Origin of the sequence: Algoriphagus halophilus (assembly GCF_900129785.1) — a bacterium.
GTDB lineage: Bacteria > Bacteroidota > Bacteroidia > Cytophagales > Cyclobacteriaceae > Algoriphagus > Algoriphagus halophilus.
The window spans coordinates 692,758-716,837 of sequence record NZ_FSRC01000002.1 but is presented as its reverse complement, the minus strand read 5'-3'; the positions used below and the strand labels follow the sequence as shown (position 1 = coordinate 716,837).

Genomic DNA, 24,080 nt, shown 5'->3' with positions numbered 1-24,080 from the left:
ACAGTTGGAGGGGAAAATGGGTTTTTCAAATATTATTATTATCTATTTTACATGATTATTGGGGTAATTATTTTAATTAAAATCAAAATTCTTTGTACTTTATGATGTTTATGCACCATCATGTTCTTCCGTAAAGATCTTTCAGTGTTGAACTAAAACTTCAATTAACAACTAATATTTTTTTAATGCCTGATTTTAGATTTGATATACTTGATAAAGTTCGGGAGAACTCAAGATATATCGTATATAAAGCAAATCGTATTCAGGATTCGAAACCTGTTACCATTCAAACTTTTCGTTCGGCCTATCCTAGTTTTCGAGACTTGAATCACTTAAAACAAGAGTATTCTATTTTATCAAAGCTTTCTCATCCAAATATTGTTCAGCCCATCGGGTTAGAATATTTGGAAAATTTACCAATTCTAGTCAATGAAGATGTGATTGGGGAGCCTTTATCAGAGCATCTAAAAAAAGGGAATTTAGACTTAATTATTTTTTTAAAAATTGCTATGGAGATCACTAAAGCAGTGAATTACCTACATAGTAAAAATATAATTCACAAAAATATTAACCCTTCAAATATTATTGTGAATAAAAATGGAGAAATAAAAGTTTGGGGTTTTGACTATGCGATAGAGAGAGGTAGGGACCTTAATTTTTCCAACGTAAGTGAGGCATTGGAATTAGGGCTGCATTACATTTCTCCTGAGCAAACTGGAAGAATGAACAGGCCTATTGATCATCGAACTGATTTATATTCCATAGGGGCTGTTTTTTACGAAATGCTAACAGGCAAAACGATATTTAATTTTTCTGATCCCATGGAGCTGATGCACGCTCATTTGGCATTGCTACCAGAAGAACCAAGTAAATTGCGTCATGATATTCCACAGGTTATCAGTAAAGTTGTTTTAAAACTGTTGAAGAAAAACACAAGTGAAAGGTACCAAAGTTGCTCAGGGCTATTAAATGACCTGCAACAGTGTTTGGATAGACTTTTGGATATCAATGAGATCACCGAATTTACTTTAGGTACTCAAGATCGATTAGATCAATTTCAGATTTCTTCCAAAATCTATGGAAGGGATGAGGAATTAAAACAAATGAATGAGGTCTTTCAGCGGATAAAAAACAAGAGAGCTGAATTGGCATTGGTGAGTGGATACTCTGGAGTAGGTAAATCAAGTTTTGTCCGAGAGTTTCAGAAATATATTGATTTAGGTGGAGGGTTTTTCATCTCAGGGAAATTTGAACAATACAAAAATAATCCTCCTTTAAGTTCATTATTAATTGCATTAAATGACCTTATCGACCAAATTCTGATCCGAGGAGAGGAGCAACAAGATTATTGGAGGAAGTCAATTTTAAAAGCGGTAGGTAATTCCGGTCAACTGATCATTGATATCATGCCCGATCTGGAATTGTTGATAGGTCCTCAGACGGAGGTTCCCCAACTTCCTATGAATGAGTCCAAAAATAGATTTGATCAAGTTTTTAACAGCTTTATCAGGTCTTTTGCAAGTGAAGATCATCCACTATGTATCTTCTTGGATGACTTACAATGGTTGGATAGTACCACTAGAAGGTGGCTAGAAAACACATTAATGGATCCAAGTTTAAAGCACTTGCTCGTGATTTGTGCTTACAGGGAAAATGAAGTTTCTCCCTCACATCCTATGATGTTGATGTTGGACCGATTGAGCTCTCATGGGGTTACTACTACACAGTTTGCATTGTCTCCTTTAGATCAAAATTCTGTCGAAGAAATCATTGCAGACTCTCTTTCAATTTCAAAAGAATCAGGAAAAGACCTTGCTCAAATAGTTTACAGAAAAACACTTGGTAACCCTTTCTTTATCAGGCAATGCCTACTTACGCTCTATGAAAGTGGAGTAATCCAAGTGTCTCAAAACACGCAAAGTTGGACTTATAGTATTGAGAAAGCCAATCGTGTAAGCATCAGTGATAATGTGATTGACCTGATGTCGGAGCTTTTTTTCAGGCTTCCGGATGAGGTTCAGACCACTTTGAAATATGCATCTTGTATTGGAAACACCTTTTCAATAGAAATTTTGAGTGGGTTAGTTGATATTTCTGAAGGGGAGCTAGATATGCAACTAAAATTTGCAGAAAAGCTATGCATCATTGAAAACATAAAAACAAAAGAGCGCTCGGGAGATGATGATTACGGTTTCCAACATGATAAAATTCAACAAGCTGCCTTAGGCTTACTTTCGGAAACTGAAAAGCGAAAAGTTCGACTGGAAATTGCCAAAAGTATTATATCCAAACTTTCTGATATTGAGCACTCTGACTATGTCTATATAGTTACTGATCACCTTAATTATGCTCAAGAACTTATTCTTGATCAGGATCTATTGAAGAAATTGGTAGAATTGAATATTTCTGCAAGCATTCGAGCAAAATATGCGAACGCCTATGAGTCAGGATTGAGCTATATAAAAAATGCAATGGAATTGGTTCAGTCTAAAAATCTGAACGTCTCCAAAGAAACCCTTCGTGATTTGAATTTGCAAAGAGCGGAATCCGAACATCTTGCAGGAAACAACAGCTTTGTAGTTGATTATTTTGATGAGGCCCTAAACTATGCAGAGGATGTAATAGATAAAGCAAAAATCACCATCCGAAAAATTCAATTTTACAATAATACTCGAAATTTTGAGGCTGCCTATCAGGTATGTAGAGAAGTAACCTCCGAATTAGGAGTGAGTATTCCGGCTAGTTTCTCCCCTCCTAGCCTAGCGATTGAGTTCGTGAAATACAAAGCCATGATGGGTAAAAGAGATGTGGAGGAATTGATTAACCTTCCGGAGATGTCAGATGAAAAGCTCAAAACGGCGATTCTTCTGATGGCTGCAGCTGGTCAATCTGCATTTCAAATTAAGCCGGAATTATGTGTATTGGTTTGCGCAATCATGGTAAACTTATGCTTAAAACATGGCAATACAGATGGAGGGTTTATCGGTTTTCTTGGTTTTGGGCCCGTTTTTCACAGTGGTATCTTGGGTTTTAGAACAACAGGGTATAAGATAGGGCAGCTTACCCTAGGTTTAGTTGATAAATACCAGAATTATGGTGCAAGAGCTGAGGTAAATTTTGTAACTGGATACTTTGCAATTCCTTGGAAGAAACCTGCCAAGGAAATGGAAGGATATTGGTTAAACGCCTACGAGGCTGGACTAGAGGTTGGAGATTTATTTCATGCCAGCTGTGCGAGTTGTGCGATGGTGCAAAGTTATTTTATGAGAGGGGTTCAGTATGACCTGGTTCTTGAGTCTTGTAATTCATATTTGGATTTCCTAAAAAGATTTCAAATTGAGGAAGGGATTTTCACCATGAGTGCGATTTCTCAATCCATTAAAAATCTGCAGGGTAAAACAAATTCAATTGATTCGTTTTCTGATGAGATTTTTAATGAAAATGAGTATGTAAAAAAGTTGGAAAACTTTAACTCAAGGCATTTTGCGCACTTCTATTACATCAATAAGATGCAGTCCCTTTATTTATGGGATGAATATGAAAAAGCCTATGAGGTCTCACTTATTTCGGACATTTACTTAAAGGATTCTCCTGGAATGCTGCATACTGCAGAACATTTCTTTTATAAAGGATTGATTTTAGCATGTTTGATTCCGGGTGCAAATAGGGTAAATACCCTTAAGTGGAAAAGGGTACTTTCCTCAATTGTCAAAAAATTCAAAAAATATTCCGAACAAAGCTCCTCAAACTTTGAACATAAGTATAGACTTCTTGCTGCTGAACTAGCTTTGATTCAAGGGAATTTAGAAAAAGCTCAATCTGAATATTATGAGGCGTTAAATTCTTCTGAAAAGTACGAGTACCTACAGATTCAGGCCTTGATAAACCGGCGTTTATTTGAATTGCATTTGAAAGATGGAAAAAAGAAAATAGCAGCAATTCATTTAAGTGATGCCGAGTACCTCTATAATCTATTAGGTGCTAAAGGAATTGTCGATTTAATGGCTTCAAAGAGGAGTTCGAGTAACTTTTCCCGAATGGAATTCAGATTTGGGCAACGAGCCGAAGAGAAAGGAGTTGGCCAAAATTTTTCTAATAATGATTTGGATTTGAAATCGGTGCTGAAGTCCTCAGAAGCCATTTCAAAGGAAATCAAATTAAAGGATTTGCTTAAAATTTTGATGAAGATTATCATCGAAAATGCCGGGGCTCAACGCATGGTTTTATTGTTGAAAACTGAGAATGAATTTACCGTCCAATCTGAATCCTGTACAAAAAATGATGAGCCAAATTTATTTGAAAACCTACCTCTGAAAAGTTTCAAGCCTATAGCAAAAGAGGTGGTATTGTATGCTTTGAAGAATAAGGAGAGTGTCATTTTGGAGAATGCGGTTCAGGACAACCGATTTGGGAAGGATCCCTATATTCTAAAAGAAAAGCTCAAATCTATAATGATTGTTCCTTTGATGAAACAAAGTGAAGTGACCGGGATCATTTATCTGGAAAACAACTTGATTGAAGGGGCATTTACAATTGAACGCTTAAACCTCATCAATATCCTTTCTAGCCAAATGGCCATTTCTTTGGAGAATGCAATGCTTTACCAAAATATGGAGGATAAAATTCGATTGAGAACCAAACAGCTCAACGAGGAGAAGGAAAAATCTGAGGAATTATTGTTGAATATTTTGCCTCCAGAAATTGCCAGTGAACTGAAAAATAATGGGATGTCCAAGGCACGGAATTTTAATGATGTAAGCGTCATGTTTACTGACATCGTCAACTTTTCCGGATTATGTGAAGTCCTTACAGCGGAAGAATTAGTGGCTGAATTAAACTATTTCTACTGCGAATTTGACCGAATTGTAGATCGATATGGGATCGAAAAAATTAAGACAGTCGGAGATAGCTACATGTGTGCCGGCGGATTGAATTTTACCAAAGAGTTTGATGCCTCTAATATTATTTTAGCTGCTTTTGAAATAAATGAATTCATACAAGAGCATATGAAATCAAAGATTTCTGAAGGAAAACCGCCGATTAGTATGCGGATTGGAATCCACACAGGGCCTGTTATAGCAGGAATCGTTGGGATAAAAAAGTTTGCATACGACATCTGGGGAGATACTGTAAATGTTGCCTCGCGAATGGAAACAGCAGGAGAATCTGGAAAAATTAATATTAGTGGACAAACCTATGAGCTGATCAAAGATAAATTTAACTGTACACCTCGGGGAAAAATCAAGGTTAAAAACAAAGGTCAGGTAGAAATGTATTTTGTTGATTCAAAAATTTGATCCATCTAGTTAGATGGATTTTTCGAGTTTAATATTTTATTCAAATTGTAACTAGTTTAATATGAGTTATTTATCTTACCCGAGGATTAATTTTTACGGTCGATTTTTTACCGATCCTTCTACTGTAAACAATGATCCTACCCATTATGAAGTTGACAATACTGTTCCTTCCCCATGGCAGAATCCAAAAGGACTTCACAAGTTTCAGCTCCAAGATTGTAGTATAGTTTCTACCATAGGGAAGGACGGAGAAATACAAGATCCAATCTTGGGACTTCCATTTATCACCACTGATAAACCTTCAGCGGCCAAAATTGCTGATATAGATGTTTACCAACAAGGAGTTCCTACTATTTATGGGATGGAAGTTAGTATCCCAATTTCTGACTCAATCAGCCTGACAGGATTGATTGACCCTGCAGTGCTTAATCAACTATGGTGGGTATCTGTTTTGGCGACAAGGAGTTGGCAAGATGCAGATTACCAAATGGATAGTTTTGGAGGAGATATGAATGCAAGTGGTGTTTACCAATCCATTTTACGTGTTCCTTTTTCCTCTTGGCCTAGTGATGAGGTTTCTCCGGTTTTAAAAGAATTGAAAGCCAGAACATTGCAAGAAAATGGAAATTACTTGGTGTCTATTCGATTTGTAGTAGATGGATATAGAAATGTCCCAGAGGATAAGCAATATCAGACTGGGAGAATTACGGGTTCATTGGGACCTGTTTTTGCCAATGAACCGCTTTATAGTCCCGGTGTTAGAATACTAAATGGGAGAACTCAAGATAAAAGTGATCCTTGGCATTATCCAATGTTCAACAACTGTCCCTTTACAATTGATAAGGAAAGAAAACTTTTGATTATGGACTTGGCAAATGGAATTTGCAGAAAGAATGCGGGAGGTCCACCCGTAGATTTGGGAACTTTGACAGCTTTGATTAAGCCTGAACATTCAGATCCAATTTTAATAGGAGAGGTAGATTATTTAGAATATTGTTTTAATACTTATTCCCACATTGTCCAGCTACCATTAAGTGAAGATCAAATCACTGTCCTTAATTCATCAGCATTAAGCCTCAAGATATCCAGAACAGATATTGGGCCTTCTGAGATATTTGTAGAAGATATTAAACCAGTAAATATTGAAATAGAAGTTAGACCCATTCGAATTGAAGGATCACCAGGAAGTGTAGCGACTACTAAAGTTTATGTTAGTAGGCTAGGGAAGCCTGTATCTGGTAAAAAATTGGGAGTTCAAATTTTAAGTGTTCATGGAAACACTCCAGGTGCAACGGTCCCACCTTCGAACCCTGGAAATACTCCTCAGGCATTTGGCGCTATTGATGCCTCTGTCACTGAAACAGACTCTTTAGGTTTTGCAACTGTTTCTATTGTAGTGCTAAAAGATCCGGGATTTAGAACACCCCAATTGGATGGCCAATTATATTTTATCAATCTATATGACACGGATTTCCCTGTTCCTTCTAGTGTTTCCCAAAGCGCCATGATTTCATGCCTTGTTTGGTCAGATTATAAAGTTAAAAAAAATCCAAAGTGGGAAGATGTTCAAGATATATTAGCTCCATATGTAAAGCTGTTTCCAGGAATGACGGAAAAAATAAATCTTATCGATTTTAAGTCCTTTGAAATTTTTGCCAAAAATCCACCTTGGGTACATATGTATGGTCCAGATACCCCTCCTTCGCATGGAATATCGGCAGGTGCTATTGGGTTTTTCATGACTAGAGACGAAAATGACCCGAGGTATATGCCTGTAACGCGGGATTTATCAAAGGCAAAAAGAGATACGGTCTTAAATTTTATTTTTAATCTCCAAAAGGGCACAGCCACTGGACCAAACAATCAAGAATCATGAACAAATTTATTTTAAAATCTATTGGATTGGTGGGATTAGCCAGTGTTGTATTCTCCTCCTGTGAAAATTCAGGAAACGGGGGTTCAGAAACTTCTGAAGAAGCCCAAGGGATTATGATGGTACAAACGAGCGTACCAGATCCAAATATCCAAGAGGATGTTTTGCCTTATACGATAGAATTTGTGGAGCAAGAATTTTCCAATAAACCGGCGCTTCCTGGATTGCAATCCTTTACAAGTGCAGTAAATCAGGCAGGGGAAATCTTAGTTGTTGGAGGAAGAAGGCAAGGATTACATACGTTTAAAGCTGCTCCCGAGAAAAATTTTATTCCAGATAGTGCCAATAACTTTCTTTATGTGGTTAATCCTGAGACAGGTGACTTTTGGTCATTCGATGTGAATGGGTTGAAAGATGAGCTTTCTGCTCCTTTACAATCTAATAATTTGCAGGGATTTCATGATGAAGAAACCGATGAAATGTATGTGATTGGAGGCTACGGATGGAAGGCTGACGGTACCGATATGAAGACCTTTCCTAGTATCATCCGATTCAAAGTCGAGGCAGTAAGCCAGGCAATCAAAAATGGAGCCTCCACAAGTGAAATGGAGGCCCTTATGGAATATGGAGAAGACGACCGATTTGCTGTGACAGGGGGAGATTTAATTAAACTTAATGGAAGATTTTATCTAGTCTTTGGTCAGCGGTTTGATGGTCAATATCGAGCATTTGGTGGAACCGACTTTACACAAGAATATACTGAAGAAGTCAGAATATTTACCTTAAAACCGGGAAGCTTGGATATATTAACCTATGGCACATCAACTAGTCCAGATCCAGATCAACCTTTTCATCGAAGGGATGGAAACATTATCGAAGACCTTGATCCTAGTACTGGGCAAGAAAGAATTACTGCCTTAGGGGGTGTATTTCCTCCTGGAATTATTGGAGGATATGATTATCCCATCTATATAAATGGTCCCCAAAACCCTGTGGTAAAAAAGGATGTCCATCAGAAGTTTAGCCAATATGAATGTCCAATAATTTCTATTTATGATGATGAGGCTGAAAACAAATCTATTTATAGGACTATGTTTGGGGGAATAGGATTGTATTATTATTCTCAAGATTCAATTCAAAAAACTATCTACGATAAAGCTACAGCCCAAGGTAGAAATGATGGAATGCCATTCGTGGCAGATATAAGTACCTTTATAGAATCAGCAGATGGGACCTATTCTGAGTATATAAATTCCGAGCCGATTAAAAATAATAGACTTCTAGGATCAAGTGTAACATTTATAGGAAATCGAAATCTGGAAAGTGAAGGCAAGGCTACAAGCAATGGCATCTTGAAATTGAGTGGGCTGTCAAATGGAGAGAAAGTTCTTGCTGGATATATTCTTGGAGGTATTGAAGCAGCAGCACCTTTGCCTGATAGACCAAATGAAGGTACCTGGGCCAGTAATTCGATCTTTGCAGTTTATGTGACAAAGACTCCCTCTGGAGCTATACCAGCAAGCTTTGCTACTAAAGCAGACCCAAATACTCAGTAAATTTTAATTTCTGTTTAGTAAAAAGCGAGATTCAATCTCGCTTTTTATGGCAGGAATCAAGTTTATATAAGTCGTGAAATTCCAATACGTCACTTTTTAAGTTATTAGCATTTGCATTTTGACGATGTTAAAATCCTTTGGCACAAAGAGTCAATGTCAATTATTGAGGATTAATTACTAAGAATCATAGCTGGAAAAGAAAAGAACGGAAAATGCCAAAAGAGAATAAAGTTTGGGTCAACAGCAGAGATTGACTTGATTTTATTTAACCATTTTGAAGTAATGTGCCTAGAAATCCCATTTAGTAAATATTCCAAAATTATTTGCAGTTTCCTTAAAGGGTCCATAGGCATCCCAATTGGCGCCTAGACCAAATGACAAAGGTCCTTTTTTTAGTCCTCCTCTGAGATAAATGAAGCTTCTATTGTGGTTTGATTCTCCTAAGCTTCTATTATATACAAACTGAATTCTGGAGTAAATAGACCAGGCTTCATTGAGTGGTGGTTTAAACTCATAGAGACCAAAAATCTTTGCATCCTGACCTTCATTAAGGAAAAAATTTACCACGGTCAAAGTGAGGACTTTCCGGTTTGAGAATACATGTTGAAAGCCAACAGTAGGACTAAACCCAGCCTTTGAGTTGGCTTCTACTCCGGTGGAAATGGCAATCCCTTTTTTGCCTATGGAATAGTTTACCTGAATAGGAATTACCAAGTTGTTTCCCAATTCATTTTCATTATTATAATTTTCTGAAAAAACACTAATTGCCAAAAGACTGAATTTGCTAGTAGGGGTAAAATTTCTTTTGAAAACCAACTGAAAATCGAGTCGCTTGTGACCAAACATAAGTTCAGTAGGGATGGGTGGATTACCATTTTGGGCTAATGAAATTTGGGTCGTAGTCAAAAGGACTGTTAGAATAAAACTTAAGCTTAGTGTGAATTTTGGGAATTTGTTTTTCATGGCATTTGTTAATCTGATCAAAATTATCAGAAAGAAACTTCATGAAAATTGCTCTATGTCAATGTTTTACTTAAATCTTGGATTTGATCCGGCTAAGTGTAAATGGTGTGATTCCAAGATAAGATGCAATCATTTTGTTAGGGATTCGACTTAATAAATTCGGATTATATTTCACTGCCCACTTAAGTCTTTCTATCGCCTCCATCCCTTGAAAGTTGTATATTCTTTTTTGGGAAGTGATGTAAGCATTTTCCAAAATGTTCCGATAGACTTTGTTCATAGCAGGAGAAACTTCAACTAGATTATAAAAGTCAATTTTGTGAATTGCTAAGATTTCGGAGGTTTCATTAGACTGAATATATTCCTGAGAAATTTCGTTAGTAATCAAGCTGGTTAAATTAGACGCAAATTTGTTCTCCAAAGCAAAATATCGGATTAACTCCTGCCCATCCTCCTTGATTTTATAAAGTCTTAATGAACCGTTCAGAACAAAATAATTGAAGTTGCATGGCTCACCTTCTCTAACTAAAATCTGATTTCGTTTTAGTTTCTGATGAGAGAATTTAGAAAGGATCAAATCAATCTCTTCTTCTTCAATGGTGTGTAATTCTTTGATATATGCAACCAATTGATCAAAAGGCTTCATAAAAATGATTTTGGGTTTATTTGACAGCCAAAGGCTTGAATCTTTCCTTGCTTTCCAAGTTAAAAATTAAATCGGATAAGAGATACCTTCGAAGTATTTGCTTCATTTGCTAAAATTTATTTTTGAAGATTCAGTCAATTCTGTTGCATAGCGCTGGTTTCAATATTTTTCCCTTTTTTCGTAACATGGATTTCCAATGGCTCCTTGATGGTTTAAAAGAAGGCTTGCAGCAGATGAGCTTGCTGGAAGGGATCGCTGTCTTTTTTGGGATTGCATCTGTTTATTATTCCATCAAAGAGAACATTTGGGTGTACCCTACGGGAATCATCTCCACTTTAATTTATGTGTGGATTTGCTTTCAATACAAGCTGTATGCAGATATGGGGATCAATGCTTATTATTTCAGCATGTCCATCTATGGATGGTATGTGTGGACGCATCCAAAAGAAGGGAAAACAGTCTTACCGGTTACTTGGTTGAAGCCGTCTGGTTGGTTTTTTTCAATCGTCCTGTTGTTATTTTCTTACTTAGTTTTATACCTGATTCTATCCCAATTTACAGATAGTGATGTGCCCTATTGGGATTCATTCACCACCGCTTCAGCCTTTGTTGGGATGTGGCTGATGGCAAAGAAGAAAGTGGAAAACTGGATATTTTGGATTATTACCGATTTGGTTTCTGTGCCACTTTATTTCTACAAAGGATTAATTTTAACTTCCTTTCAATTTATGTTTTTCACAGTGTTGGCAACCATGGGCTTGTTGGCCTGGATAAAATCTGAACGAAGTTATGCAGCCTAAACGAATACTGATTCTAGGTCCTGAATCAACTGGGAAAAGCACCTTATGTCAAGACTTATCCACAGCCTTTCATGAACCTTGGGTTCCAGAATTTGCCCGGGAATATTTGGAAAAACTGGGTAAGCCATATCAATACGAGGATTTATTGGAAATTGCCAAAGGGCAAGTGAAATTGGAAGATCAACTTGCTCATAAGGCGAACAAATACCTTTTTTGCGATACAGATTTACGAGTTATTCACATTTGGTCCGATCATCGATTCGAAAAAACTGACCCTTGGGTCTTAGGTCAAATCCAAGAGAGAACTTATAGCCTGATTTTATTGACCGATACTGACTTGCCCTGGGAGCCTGACCCACAACGGGAATATCCGGAACTGGAAATGAGGAAGTATTTCTTTGATAAATATTTTCAACTTGCTCAACAAAGCGGGTTTCCATTCGAGGTGGTCAGTGGGAATGAGTCTTCTCGACTTAAACAAGCAATAGATTATATCAACAAATACCTTAACAAAAACAGCCCAGTATGAATCGAATCTTTTTATCTCTTTTAGCTGCTATCCTTTTTATTGGATGCTCTTCACCAGAAGAAAATCCAACCAAGCCTAATATTGTATATATTCTCGCTGATGATTTGGGCTTTGGGGAAGTTGGTTACCAAGGACAGGAGAAGATTCATACTCCGAATATAGATGCATTAGCTGCTTCTGGAATGGTATTTACGAATCATTACTCAGGAGCTCCTGTTTGTGCTCCGGCCAGATGTATTTTATTAACTGGGAAGCATGGAGGGCATGCTTATATTCGTGGAAATGACGAATGGAGAGAAAGAGGAGAGGTTTGGGATTATGCCAAAGCTGCGGCAGATCCCAATTTAGAGGGGCAACGACCTTTACCTACCGGAACAGTGACACTTGCTTCTCTTTTGCAAGGTCAAGGTTATAAAACTGGAATTGTGGGTAAATGGGGTTTAGGAGCTCCTACTACGGAAAGTATTCCCACAAAAATGGGCTTTGATTACTTCTATGGTTACAATTGTCAAAGACAAGCACACAATCTTTATCCACCACATATGTGGGAAAATGAAAGGAAAGTGCCTCTTAATAATCCTATTGTGGTTCCCAATACAAAATTGGACCCGGAAGCTGATCCCAATGATCCCGCCAGCTATGCTAAATACCAGCAGAAGGATTATGCGCCAACCTTAATGCATGAAAAGGTTTTAAGTTTCTTGGAGGAAAGTAAAGATGAGCCTTTTTTCTTATACTATGCTTCCCCCTTGCCTCATGTTCCTCTGCAGGCGCCTGAAGAAGATGTGGATAAGTATGAATCGGAATTTGGGGACGAAGCTCCTTATGATGGATCAAGAGGATACTTTCCAAATAGATATCCACATGCCACTTATGCTGCCATGATCACCCTCCTTGACCAACAAATCGGTGAGGTTCGTGATAAACTGAAAGAATTGGGATTGGAGGAGAATACCATCATTGTGGTAACAAGCGATAATGGACCGACTTATACTGGAGGTGTGGATTTTGATTATTTCGAAAGTTCAAAGCCATTTACCAATGGCTATGGGAGAACCAAGGGCTTTGTATATGAAGGAGGAATCAGAATCCCAATGCTGGTAAGTTGGCCAGGTAAAGTTCAAGCTGGTTCTACCACTGATCACATCTCGGCCTTTTATGATGTTATGCCTACTATATGTGATCTATTAGGGATTCCCGTTCCTGCTGATGCAGATGGGAAAAGCTTTTTACCGGCACTTCTAGGTCAGGAACAAGAGGAACATGAATACTTGTTTTGGGAATTTCCGGAGTATGGAGGACAGCAGGCTGTAAGAATGGGGAAATGGAAGGCGGTTCGCCAGAATATTGTAAAGGAAGAAAATCTGGAAATTGAATTGTATGACTTATCAGTAGACCCGAAGGAGCAAAACAATGTGGCAGAAACCCATCCGGAAATCGTGAAAAAGATGGAAGAGATAATGAAGAAGGAACATACCACTCCAGAAATAGACCGCTTCAAAATGGCTGCATTGGGAGATAAATAAGTTTTACACAACTTAATTGTTTACCATTTTCCTAGAGAAAGTGTAGCGGCCTCAACGAGCCTCATCATATCTGGATGATAATTATTGTTAAGGATGATGATCGTCTTATTTTCTTCAATGTATCTTACAATAATGGTTTTGTATCCGGGATTATCTCCTGTATGCATGACCATTTTTCCTAAGGGGCTTTTGGGTTCTAATTCCCAACCGAATCCATAATAGCTTCTGGTTCCATCATTAAGCTTGGCAGGAGAATAGGCGAGTTCCATGGTTTGTTGGGAAACCAATTGATCGGTATATAAAGCTTGATCCCATAATAAAAGGTCTAGGGCAGTACTACTTACTCTCCCCGGACCTTTTCTGTTTCCTAACCATACGGTATAATCCGAGGAGTGGAAGTTATTTGCGTTGACATATTCTCCAGCCTCATTTTTTATGTGTCCAGCCGCAAAGTTTTTTACTTTGGCTTTTGCTTCAGGGGATCGGATATCGGTGTTTTTCATTCCTAAAGGCTGAAATATCCATTCTCTCATTAATTCTACAAAATCCCTACCTGTGGCTTTTTCGACAATACTTGCCAAAAATACATACCCGGTATTGCTGTATTCGTACTTTTCTCCTGGTTCAAAAAGCATAGGAGGTTGATACCGGTTCAGGTATTCGAGAATATCAGGATTACCTGCTAATTTGCTCTTATCCCAATGCTCATCCATGACCGCTTGATAATCGGGTACGCCACTTGTATGTGTTAATAATTGTCGAATTGTAATTCCACGGTACGGGATGTCCAAGTATTTCCCTACTGGATCATCATAATCCAGCAGTCCTTTCTCCTGGCACATCATAATCATCATGGCAGTAAATTGCTTGGATACCGATGCCATTTCAAAAATGTCGTTCTTCTTTAAAGCGACCAGGTTCTCAAAGGATCGCAAGCCTATGGCTTCTTGGTACAAGACTTTACCTTCCTGAGCTACTAATATGACTCCCGAAAACCCTTCACTTCTTGCTTTTTCTACTGCGTCTACCAGAATTTTTTCTTGTGCAATTGTTAAAGAGGTAAATGCAAAAAATAGTAGGATGAATTGGAAGATTAATTTTTTCATGCGCTTGGGGTAAGTGAATAGAAAAATACAAAACCTTTTCCTCATGCACTAATAGGGGAAATGTAAAAAGTGGAAAATAAGAAAGCCACAGTTATCTGTGGCTTTCTTATTTGATCCGGTTTGAATTTGAATTAGTTATCCAATCCGCCTCTTCTGGTAGGAGATCTTTGTGCTGGCCATTCAGTTGGCTCACCATTCCTTCCTATAGGAACTCTCATTTCTCTAGATACCATATTTTCTTCTTCACTGGCCATATAAACCATGATAGCAGCCATGATCACATTGCTTTGAACATCATCAAAAACAATTTTGTCATAAGTGTCCAAGTTGGTATGCCAAGTGTAGTTGAAATAAGACCAGTTCAAGGAACTTAAAGAGAATGCTGGGACTCCTGCAGCTACGAAAGAAGCATAATCAGAACCTCCTCCGCCTGGATTCCCAGGGAAATTCGTGTTGATATCTCTCGTGATATCTCTTGGAACTTTGGACATCCATCTTCCTAAATATTCATAGCTATCTACAAACCCTTGACCTGAAACATTGGCTACTCTACCTGTTCCGTTGTCTTGGTTAAATAAGGCTTGGATTTTATCCATCATTTCTGGATGATCTTCTACAAATGCTCTTGACCCGTTTAATCCTTGTTCCTCAGAACCCCAATGTCCTACCAAAATTGTTCTTTTTGGATTTGGGTAGATTTTTTTCAAAACTCTCATTACTTCCATCATCATGATGGTTCCGGTTCCATTGTCGGTAGCTCCTGTACCACCATCCCAAGAGTCAAAATGGGCTGATAACATTACATACTCATCTGGTTTTTCTGTTCCTTTGATTTCCGCAATGGTGTTGAAAGTAGGAACTACCCCAAGATCTTTGGATTGTGCATTGAGATGGATCATTGGTTTTTCTCCACCTTCAGCTAGTCTAAATAGTAGGCCATAATCTTCTAATGAAAGATCGATGGTAGGCACTTTTTTGGTATAAGCAGAGAAAATTTTATTTGCTCCGAATCCTTGAGACCAATAAGAGGTAATGATTCCCAACGCCCCCGCATCTTCCAAAGCGGTTGGAAGTTCTCTTCTGCCTTTACCGGTTTTTTGAAGTCTTTCATTCCACGCTCTATTGGATTCTGTGCGTTCCTCTTTCATCTTTTCGAAAGATTCTTCCGTGGCAAACTCTTCCCAATTGTAATCTGGTCTACCTGTGATTTGTGGAGCGGAGATCATTACGTATTTTCCTTTTACAGATGGTAGCCAAGCTTGGAAAGCAGCTTCATCTGCCACATCAGGAATGACTACTACTTCTCCTTCGGCTCCTCCTTTTGGGGATGCTGGGCTCCAGGCTAATTGTTGACCTGCCAAAGATTTGGTCCAAGGAGCTACCATATCAATATGGGTGATTCCTCTTTCCCATCCTTTCCACTCACCCCATTGTTCGTTTCGGGCTTCAATTCCCCAACCTTCATATTTCGCTACAGCCCAATCATGAGCTTTCTGCATATTGGGAGTTCCCACTAATCTTGGACCGATTCCGTCCATTAATTCATGAGCAATTTCTTTTAACTGAGAATTTTCAGTTTCTTCCTTGATGATCTTTTCGATGATTTCGTCTTGGGCTTGCACTTGGCCTCCCAAAATCAACATCAAACTAAGACCGAGTAGGTATCTCTTTTTCATATTTGGTGTATTTAAACGATAAAAATAGGCTTTGAAAAACGCATTTCCACACCGCTGGTGGATTTGTAATTGTTTATGGAAAGTCACTCTTGGAAATTCCAATAAACTCAGGGGTTTGAAAAATGAAAAAACAATAATTCTGCGGTTTTTCATTAAACCAAGATGCTTAATATGTATGGGGCTATCTGTATATTTTTTGTAGATTTCAACTTTGCACAATCCCTTAATGAATGATTGCAACTCTTTTTCAATTCTTTTTACTTCTCCAGTTTAACCCATCTGATGTATGGGATAGAAATCCTGTAGCATTAACTGATACCTTGTATTATCAAAATCCAGTATTTGAGCCGGTTCTTGCGGACCCAACAGTTATTCGTGATGGAGAATACTTTTATGCTTATGGTACGGAGGACAACTGGGGGGAAGAAGGAGGCTATCATTTAGTTCCGGTAATCCAATCCAAAGATCTGGTCAATTGGCAATTTTTAGGGAACTCCATGGCCCAAAAACCAAATTGGAAAGAACGAGGAGGAATCTGGGCTCCAGATGTGACCAAAGTAGGCAACCGATTTTTTATGTATTATTCCTTTTCAACTTGGGGTGACCCTAACCCGGGTATTGGTTTGGCCATTGCGAATTCTCCCGAGGGACCATTTGTGGATCAGGGTCCGGTTTTCACTTCTGAAGAAATAGGAGTAAAAAACTCAATTGATCCTTTCTATTTTGAGCAGAATTCCAATAAGTACTTGATTTGGGGAAGTTTTCATGGACTTTTTTTGACTAAGCTTTCCGCTGATGGTACCAAAGCGTTAGGCGATATAATTAAACTTGCTGGAAATCATTTGGAAGCAGCATATTTAGTAAAGAAGGGAGAATACTTTTTTCTTTTTGGTTCTTCTGGAACCTGTTGTGAAGGAGCCAATAGTACTTATCGAGTCCTTGTGGGAAGATCAAAAAATATAGAGGGACCTTATGTAGATCAAGAAGGCAGGAATTTATTGAATGAATCCTCAGGGACTTTAGTGGTAAGGAGCAATCTGGAAGATAATGGTTTTGCCGGACCTGGACATAATTCGGAGATCGTTTCTGATTCAAATGGAAATGACTGGTTGCTTTATCATGGAATGGATAAAAAAAAGCCGAAATTGGGCAATGGAACCAATCGGAGAGTCTTGCTTTTGGATCAATTGATTTGGAAGGAAGGTTGGCCAAGAATTGAAAATTATGAACCAAGCATTGCTCCAAAAATTGCGCCCCAATTTGACGAATAAAACCCAATCTAAACCCATGTATCAGTACACCAGAACAGCTTTTTTACTACTAAGTATTACAATAACTTCTTTTGCCTGCCAAAATGGTTCCGGTGGTAATGAAGTGACCATTGTTGATAAAATTGAAACTCAAGCTACCAATCAATATTATGTAAGTAATCGAGCACCATTGATCCCAAGTTCTTTAATTAAACTGCCTGTGGGATCGGTAAAACCAGAGGGTTTTTTAAAGGAATACCTGTTGAGGCAAAAAGAGGGTTTGACAGGGAATTTAGGAGAAATTTCTGCCTGGCTTCAAAAAACGGATAACGCTTGGCTTTCTCCCGATGGAGAAGGTAAATGGGGATGGGAAGAGGTTCCTTATTGGTTGAAAGGCTATGCGAATATTGGCTACATTTTGGAGGATCAAAAAATGATCGACGAGGCGATGGTCTGGATAGAAGGGACCTTGAATAGCCAACGGGAAGATGGGAATTTTGGCCCAAAGCATTTTGATGGGGACAATCAGGATTTTTGGGCAAATATGATCATGCTCTATTGCCTTCAGTCGTATTATGAATATTCCCAAGATCCTCGGGTGTTGGAATTAATGACCAATTATTTCAAGTACGAGTTGACTGTTCCGGATGAAAATTTTTTAGAAGGCTATTGGCAAAAGCTTCGTGGAGGAGATAATTTGCATAGCGTGTTCTGGCTATACAATCGAACAGGAGACGAATTTTTATTGGATTTGGCGGAGAAAATTCATCGAAATACTGCCAATTGGACAGGAAGGGATTTACCCTTAGAAGATATTAAAAACTATTATGAAGTAAGAGATGGAGGGGAAGTTCCTGACTGGTATAGAGATCAGGTGGATTGGCATAATGTGAACCATGCCCAAGCATTTAGAGAACCTGCTCAATATTACTTGCTTTCCAAAAATGAACAGGACTTAAAGGCTTCATATGAAAATTTTGAAATCATTCGGAACCACTTTGGACAGGTACCAGGGGGAATGTTTGGTGCTGATGAAGATGCTAGACCAGGGTATGCAGACCCAAGACAAGGAGTAGAAACCTGTGGGATGGTAGAGCAAATGAATTCAGACGAACATATGCTTAGAATCACCGGAGATCCTTTTTGGGGAGATCATGCAGAGGAAGTTGCCTATAATACCTATCCAGCTGCAGTCATGCCGGATTTTAAGGCATTGCATTACATCACCTCTCCCAATATGGCTTTGTTGGATGCGGAAAATCATTTTCCAGGAATTGGAAACAAAGGGCCATTTTTGATGATGAACCCGTTTAGCTCTAGATGTTGCCAGCATAATCATTCGCAAGGTTGGCCATATTTTATAGAAAACCTATGGATGGCCACACCCGACAATGGGGTTGCAGCGACACTCTATGGTGCAAATCAAGTGGAAGTCAAAGTGGGAGATGGAACGTTGGTTACCATCAAAGAATCCACACACTATCCATTTGAAGAAGAAATTCAGTTTTCCTTCAGTATGGAAAAGCCAGTGGAATTCCCTCTTTATTTAAGGATTCCTGAATGGGTAAAAAGTGCCTCTATTTCTATTAATGGAGAACTTGTAAGAGATCAAATTTCGGGAATTGGCTTTGCTAAAATCAATCGAACTTGGTACAGTGGAGATCAGATATCCATTCAACTGCCAATGGAAATAGAGACTAAACGTTGGGAGAAAAACAGTAACAGTTTAAGTGTGAGCAGAGGTCCTTTGACTTATTCCTTGAAAATCAGAGAGAAATATCTAAAAAAGGATAGTGATGAAACGGCCATCAGGGATTCCAAATGGCAAGATGGGGTGGATACCAAAAAATGGCCTTCTTGGGAAGTTCATCCTGTAACGGACTGGAATTATAGCATCATTGTCGATGAAAATGATCCTGCATCCTCTTTTGAAGTGATGAAGGGGAAATGGCCTTCTTCTAACTTTCCATTTACGCTGGAAGAGGTTCCAATCAAAATGGTGGTAAAGGCTCAGCAAATTCCGGAATGGCAATTCGATCAATATGGTTTGGTTGGAGAATTGAATGACCTTCCCAAAACTTCCGATCAACCTGTAGTAGATGTGACCTTGATCCCGATGGGAGCTGCAAGGTTAAGAATTACCGCTTTTCCAGAATTAAAAAATAGTCCAAGCACCAATGAATAAGAGATTTTTTCTAATCAGATTAATCCTGATCTTTCTTTTGATTGAAGGGTTTTCCCAAGTTGGGTCGGCCCAAAAAAAGTCATTCGAAAACCCTGTTTTAGCCGGTGATAGGCCTGACCCTACCGTTGTGAAAATAGGCAAGTATTATTATGCCTCTGCTACTTCCAATGAATGGGCTCCTCTTTTTCCTATTTTTAAATCCGATGACTTAGTAAATTGGGAGTTGGTAAATTATGTGTTTCCAGATGGTGCGCCAACTTGGGCAAAAAATAATTTCTGGGCACCCGAGCTTTCCTATGATGAGGAGCAAAAGAGAATCTATGCCTATTACACAGCCAGGGATAAGGAAAGTAACCGTTTAAGTGTAGCAGTGGCAAGTGCCTCGACACCAGAAAGCAAATTCACTGATCACGGTCCGTTGGTGGCACAGGAATATGGTTCCATAGATGCATTTGAAGCGAGAGATGAAAACGGAAAACTCTATGTACTGTGGAAAGAGGATGGAAACAGTAAAGGACAGAAAACTCCGATTTGGGCCCAGGAAATTAAAGAAGATCGTTCCAAACTAATTGGTGAAAGACATGAACTCTTTCATAATGACCAAGAGTGGGAAGGAGGATTGGTAGAAGGAATCGCGATTTTTAGGAAGAATGGGTATTTCTATGCCACCTATTCCGCTAGAGGTTGTTGTGAAATCTCCTGCGATTATGTCACTGGAGTTGCCAGAAGTAAATCGCTTTTAGGCCCTTGGGAGAAATATGAGATGAATCCGGTGATCAAGGATAATGAAAATTGGAAATGTCCAGGGCATGGTACAGTGGTCGAGAAGGACGGGGAGCTTTGGCTGCTAAACCATGCGTACAATCAAGAGGGTAGTGTATATGTGGGCAGGCAGGGAGTATTGCAAAAAGTTGAATGGACGGATGATTTTTGGCCTGTATTTGCAAATGATGAAGAGTACTCTCGTAGCAAATCCTCCCTTGATTTTATTGATAATTTCAAAAGCAGATTAGACCCGGTTTGGCAATGGAGAGTAACTCAGGAAATTAATTTTGATACGGGGAAAGAAGGGCTAAAACTTCAGGCTTCTGAGGAAAATGAAAAGCTGGGAACCTTACTTGTGCAAGGAACGAAATCCTTGGATTACCAATATGAAGCCATTATTATTCCTCATGAACAGGTGGAGGCTGGTTTGGCTGTCATTGGAGGAGCCAACAATGGCTTTGGTGCACCCGTGGCTGGAATGGGAATATCGGTAAAAGGCGATCAACTTATACTTTGGGAAACGATCAACCAACAAACAAAAGAAATAGCCTCACATAAGATTCCAGAAGGTAAGGAAGTAAAACTTATTTTGTCCATGAAGGATGGGTACAAAATGAGCACCTCTGCAGAAGTAGGAGAAGAGTCCATTTCTTTGGGAAAAGTTCAGGAAGTAAAACACCTAGTTCCTTGGGGAATGGGATTTAGACTAGGTATGGTTGCCAAAGGGCAAACTGATTCCTATGCTCATTTTAAAGAGGTGAAAATTTCTTATTGAGAACCCTTAAAATAGATTGTATAAAATTATATTGTTTGATAACCAGTAGACCTATGAAAAAAATTTTGATGGTGGGAGCTTACCTATTAGCTGCTCAACAATTTGCAACAGCACAGACAATTGAATATCAGCCAGTTTCAGGAAAAATAATGACCGAATGGGCAGCAAAAGTAGATCCAGAGAATGTGCATCAAGAATATCCAAGACCTCAAATGACCCGTGAAAACTGGGTCAATTTGAATGGACTTTGGGACTATGCTATTCTACCCAAAGGGACAGCAATGCCCAGCAATTATGATGGTGAGATTTTAGTCCCTTTTGCTATAGAATCAGCTCTTTCTGGAGTTGGTAAGACAGTGGGAAAAGACAACGAATTATGGTATAACACTACTTTTTCGACACCAAAAAAAGGAAGCAAGGATAAAGTATTGTTACACTTTGTAGCATCAGACTGGGAGACAGAAGTATTTGTCAATGGGCAATCCGTAGGTGTGCATAAAGGAGGATATGATCCTTTTCAATTTGATATTACTGAATTTTTAAAATCTGGGAAAAACCAATCGCTCCAGGTAAGGATTTGGGATCCCAGCAATGATGGACCACAACCAAGAGGAAAGCAAGTAAACAAGCCGGGAGGGATTTGGTATACTCCTGTGACCGGGATTTGGGAAACTGTTTGGCTAGAAACAGTTCCTACAAGTTATATTTCTGGGATTAGAAACTCCTCTGACATTCATTCCAAGCAAATTATAGTAAGCCCTGAAGTGAGCGGAGTTGAAGAAGGTCATCAGGTAAAGGTTTCTGCCTGGAAAGATGGAACTATGCTGGCCGAAGAAACAATCAGTCCTAATGGAACAGCAAAGCTGAACATACCCAATGCAGAATTATGGGAGCCTGGAAATCCCGTGCTATATGATTTGAAAGTTGAGTTGATCAATGGAAAGAAAGTCCTTGATGAAGTGGGAAGTTATGCAGCCCTTCGTGAAATCAAGAAAGCTCCTGATGCCAATGGTATCCAGCGCATGATGTTAAACGGTAAATTCCTTTTCCAGTATGGACCCCTAGATCAGGGATGGTGGCCAGATGGATTGTATACGGCTCCTTCTGAGGAGGCGATGGTGTATGACATTGCCAAAACCAAGGAGATGGGATTCAACATGATTAGAAAACATGTGAAAGTTGAACCAGCTAGATGGTATTATGCCTGCGATAAAATGGGTATGTTGGTGTGGCAGGATATGCCAAGCGGTGATATGGGGAATGGCTGGGAGATGAAATTGGCTGTACTAGGAAGTCAAACTGACAGGGATCGTACTCCTGAATCTGAAGCGATTTATAGAACAGAATGGAAAGAAATCATGGATGATTTTTACAATTTTCCTTCCATCGTGGTTTGGGTACCTTTCAACGAGGCTTGGGGGCAGTTCAAGACCAAAGAAATCACAGAATGGACCGAGTCCCATGATCCAAGTAGGTTAGTGAATTCTGCTAGTGGAGGAAATTTTGAAATGGATGGAACTAAGATCACAGGAGACATCATTGACCTTCACAATTACCCTGATGCAAAAATGCCTGCCCCTGGAATTTATGGTAAGGATAATATCCTTGTTTTAGGTGAATTTGGAGGCTTAGGACTTCCTGTAGATGGTCACGTCTGGCAACAGAAAGACAATTGGGGGTATCAGAGCTTCAAAAATGAACAAGAGCTTTTAGCCAAATACTCCCAATTGATGAATAGAATGGAAGAATTAATAGCAGCAGGTCTTTCAGCAGCAGTGTACACCCAAACTACCGATGTGGAAGTGGAGACGAATGGTTTGATGACCTATGACCGTAAAATCATTAAAATGAAAGCGGCTGAGTTAAAATCTCTTCATGATCGACTTTATAAGGTTTCTATTCAGTAAAATCAGGTAAATTGAAAGGGTAGAAAGGTTCAATGAAACCCTTTCTATCCCAATTTCCCAATTCAAACTGGTTCCCAAAACGATGAAAAATATAATCCAAATCCTAGGCTTGAGCTGTATCGTTCTTATGTTTGCCTGTGCTCAAAAAAAACAAACCGAAATGCCTGAAGAAACTATGATTCCAGAAGAAAGCCCCTACCAAATCCTGACTTTATCCAATAGCAAAGGAATGAAAATGACGGTCACCAATTTAGGTGCAAGGGTAATGACCTTACTTGTCCCCGATAAAAATGGGGAGTTAATCGATGTAGTGTTAGGGTTTGACACTCCTTCAGAATACCTCACGTCACCTGAACCATTTTTTGGAACTGCTGTGGGTAGGTATGGAAATAGAATTGCAAAAGGAAAATTTGATTTGAATGGACAAACCTATTCTTTGGCTCTCAATAACGGAGCAAATTCCTTACATGGTGGACCAGGAGGTTTCCACAATGTGATATGGAATATTGAAGAGGCTGATGATTCTCATATCGTTTTTACCTACTTATCTAAAGATGGAGAGGAAGGTTTTCCTGGGAATTTGAATGTGAAAATGACCTATTTTCTAACAGAGGATAATGAGTTTAAGATCACGTATGAGGCCGAAACCGATAAAGCTACACCAGTCAACTTAACCCATCATTCCTTTTTCAATTTAGATGGTGCGGGAAGTGGTGATGTGCTAGATCAAGAGCTTCAGCTAATGGCTAGTAAATATACCCCTGTTGATAGTACCCTAATTCCTTTAGGAACCAATGAACCTGTAGCCGGAACACCTTTTGATTTTACACAGTCAAAACCTATCGGTCAGGACATCAACCAAGACAATCAACAATTGCAATTTGGTGGGGGATTTGACCATAACTGGGTACTGGATAAAAAAGAAAAAGGAGCATTAGAATTAGCTGCTACCGCCTATTCACCGAATTCAGGTATTGAAATGGAGGTTTATACTACCGAACCAGGAATCCAGTTTTATGCAGGAAATTTCTTAGACGGGACTGCGATGGGTAAAGGAGGCGTCGCTTATGAATATAGATCTGCATTTTGCCTGGAAACACAGCATTTTCCAGATTCTCCAAATCAACCGAACTTCCCGTCTACGATTTTGGAGCCTGGAGATCAATACGAACAAACTTGTATTTACAAATTTGGGATAAAATAGAATTCAGATTTGATTGAATACA

Annotated in this window: 15 protein-coding genes; 11 read left to right on the top strand and 4 right to left on the bottom strand. The window is 38.9% G+C overall.

Annotation, left to right across the window (positions count from 1 at the left end; genetic code table 11):
• The first annotated feature begins 185 nt into the window (after positions 1-185).
• From BUR11_RS14935 to BUR11_RS14925, 3 genes are all read left to right on the top strand, one after another.
• Positions 186-5,297: an adenylate/guanylate cyclase domain-containing protein gene (locus BUR11_RS14935; RefSeq protein ID WP_074225781.1), complete on the top strand. Its 5,112-nt coding sequence runs from the start codon at positions 186-188 to the stop codon at positions 5,295-5,297.
• A 61-nt stretch (positions 5,298-5,358) separates the two neighbouring features.
• Positions 5,359-7,173, top strand: a complete 1,815-nt coding sequence (locus BUR11_RS14930) for a hypothetical protein (protein WP_074225780.1) — start codon at positions 5,359-5,361, stop codon at positions 7,171-7,173.
• On the top strand, positions 7,170-8,726 hold the full coding sequence (locus BUR11_RS14925; protein ID WP_074225779.1) for a hypothetical protein: 1,557 nt from the start codon (positions 7,170-7,172) through the stop codon (positions 8,724-8,726). The genes BUR11_RS14930 and BUR11_RS14925 overlap by 4 nt, the downstream gene beginning before the upstream one ends.
• A gap of 288 nt (positions 8,727-9,014) precedes the next feature.
• Here the strand turns inward: BUR11_RS14925 and BUR11_RS14920 are convergent, their stop codons facing one another.
• Together BUR11_RS14920 and BUR11_RS14915 are read right to left on the bottom strand one after the other, a co-directional pair.
• The gene (locus tag BUR11_RS14920; RefSeq protein WP_074225778.1) at positions 9,015-9,689 is read right to left on the bottom strand and encodes a hypothetical protein; all 675 of its coding nucleotides are present in this window, start codon (positions 9,687-9,689) and stop codon (positions 9,015-9,017) included.
• Between the two features lie 70 nt (positions 9,690-9,759).
• Entirely contained in the window at positions 9,760-10,335 is a 576-nt protein-coding gene (locus BUR11_RS14915; RefSeq protein ID WP_074225777.1) for a Crp/Fnr family transcriptional regulator, read from the bottom strand.
• 185 nt (positions 10,336-10,520) lie between these two features.
• On the opposite strand from BUR11_RS14915, the gene pnuC reads away from it, so the two are divergent.
• From pnuC to BUR11_RS14900, 3 genes are read left to right on the top strand one after another with little or no spacing between them, the layout of a single operon-like run.
• Positions 10,521-11,135: a nicotinamide riboside transporter PnuC gene (pnuC, locus tag BUR11_RS14910; RefSeq protein ID WP_074225776.1), complete on the top strand. Its 615-nt coding sequence runs from the start codon at positions 10,521-10,523 to the stop codon at positions 11,133-11,135.
• Positions 11,125-11,664 carry an AAA family ATPase gene (locus BUR11_RS14905; protein WP_074225775.1) on the top strand — a complete coding sequence of 180 codons (540 nt, stop codon included), beginning with the start codon at positions 11,125-11,127 and terminating at the stop codon, positions 11,662-11,664. The genes pnuC and BUR11_RS14905 overlap by 11 nt, the downstream gene beginning before the upstream one ends.
• On the top strand, positions 11,661-13,190 hold the full coding sequence (locus BUR11_RS14900; protein WP_074225774.1) for an arylsulfatase: 1,530 nt from the start codon (positions 11,661-11,663) through the stop codon (positions 13,188-13,190). The genes BUR11_RS14905 and BUR11_RS14900 overlap by 4 nt, the downstream gene beginning before the upstream one ends.
• A 20-nt stretch (positions 13,191-13,210) precedes the next feature.
• On the opposite strand, the gene BUR11_RS14895 is transcribed toward BUR11_RS14900, so the two are convergent.
• The gene (locus BUR11_RS14895; protein WP_074225773.1) at positions 13,211-14,296 is read right to left on the bottom strand and encodes a serine hydrolase domain-containing protein; all 1,086 of its coding nucleotides are present in this window, start codon (positions 14,294-14,296) and stop codon (positions 13,211-13,213) included.
• 131 nt (positions 14,297-14,427) lie between these two features.
• Positions 14,428-15,972 carry a M20/M25/M40 family metallo-hydrolase gene (locus BUR11_RS14890; RefSeq protein ID WP_074226152.1) on the bottom strand — a complete coding sequence of 515 codons (1,545 nt, stop codon included), beginning with the start codon at positions 15,970-15,972 and terminating at the stop codon, positions 14,428-14,430.
• Positions 15,973-16,202: 230 nt separating this feature from the next.
• Here BUR11_RS14890 and BUR11_RS14885 point away from each other — a divergent pair, with 230 nt between their 5' ends.
• The 5 genes from BUR11_RS14885 to BUR11_RS14865 all read left to right on the top strand — a co-directional run bounded on the left by BUR11_RS14885 (position 16,203) and on the right by BUR11_RS14865 (position 24,058).
• Complete coding sequence (locus tag BUR11_RS14885) at positions 16,203-17,243, top strand: family 43 glycosylhydrolase (protein WP_074225772.1); 1,041 nt, start codon at positions 16,203-16,205, stop codon at positions 17,241-17,243.
• On the top strand, positions 17,197-19,407 hold the full coding sequence (locus BUR11_RS14880; protein WP_084560991.1) for a beta-L-arabinofuranosidase domain-containing protein: 2,211 nt from the start codon (positions 17,197-17,199) through the stop codon (positions 19,405-19,407). The genes BUR11_RS14885 and BUR11_RS14880 overlap by 47 nt, the downstream gene beginning before the upstream one ends.
• Positions 19,400-20,947 (top strand): glycoside hydrolase family 43 protein, encoded by a 1,548-nt coding sequence (locus BUR11_RS14875; protein ID WP_074225771.1) that lies wholly within the window; start codon positions 19,400-19,402, stop codon positions 20,945-20,947. The genes BUR11_RS14880 and BUR11_RS14875 overlap by 8 nt, the downstream gene beginning before the upstream one ends.
• 53 nt (positions 20,948-21,000) lie before the next feature.
• On the top strand, positions 21,001-22,854 hold the full coding sequence (locus BUR11_RS14870) for a glycoside hydrolase family 2 protein (RefSeq protein ID WP_074225770.1): 1,854 nt from the start codon (positions 21,001-21,003) through the stop codon (positions 22,852-22,854).
• An 82-nt stretch (positions 22,855-22,936) separates the two neighbouring features.
• On the top strand, positions 22,937-24,058 hold the full coding sequence (locus BUR11_RS14865) for an aldose epimerase family protein (RefSeq protein ID WP_074225769.1): 1,122 nt from the start codon (positions 22,937-22,939) through the stop codon (positions 24,056-24,058).
• Positions 24,059-24,080: the final 22 nt, after the last annotated feature.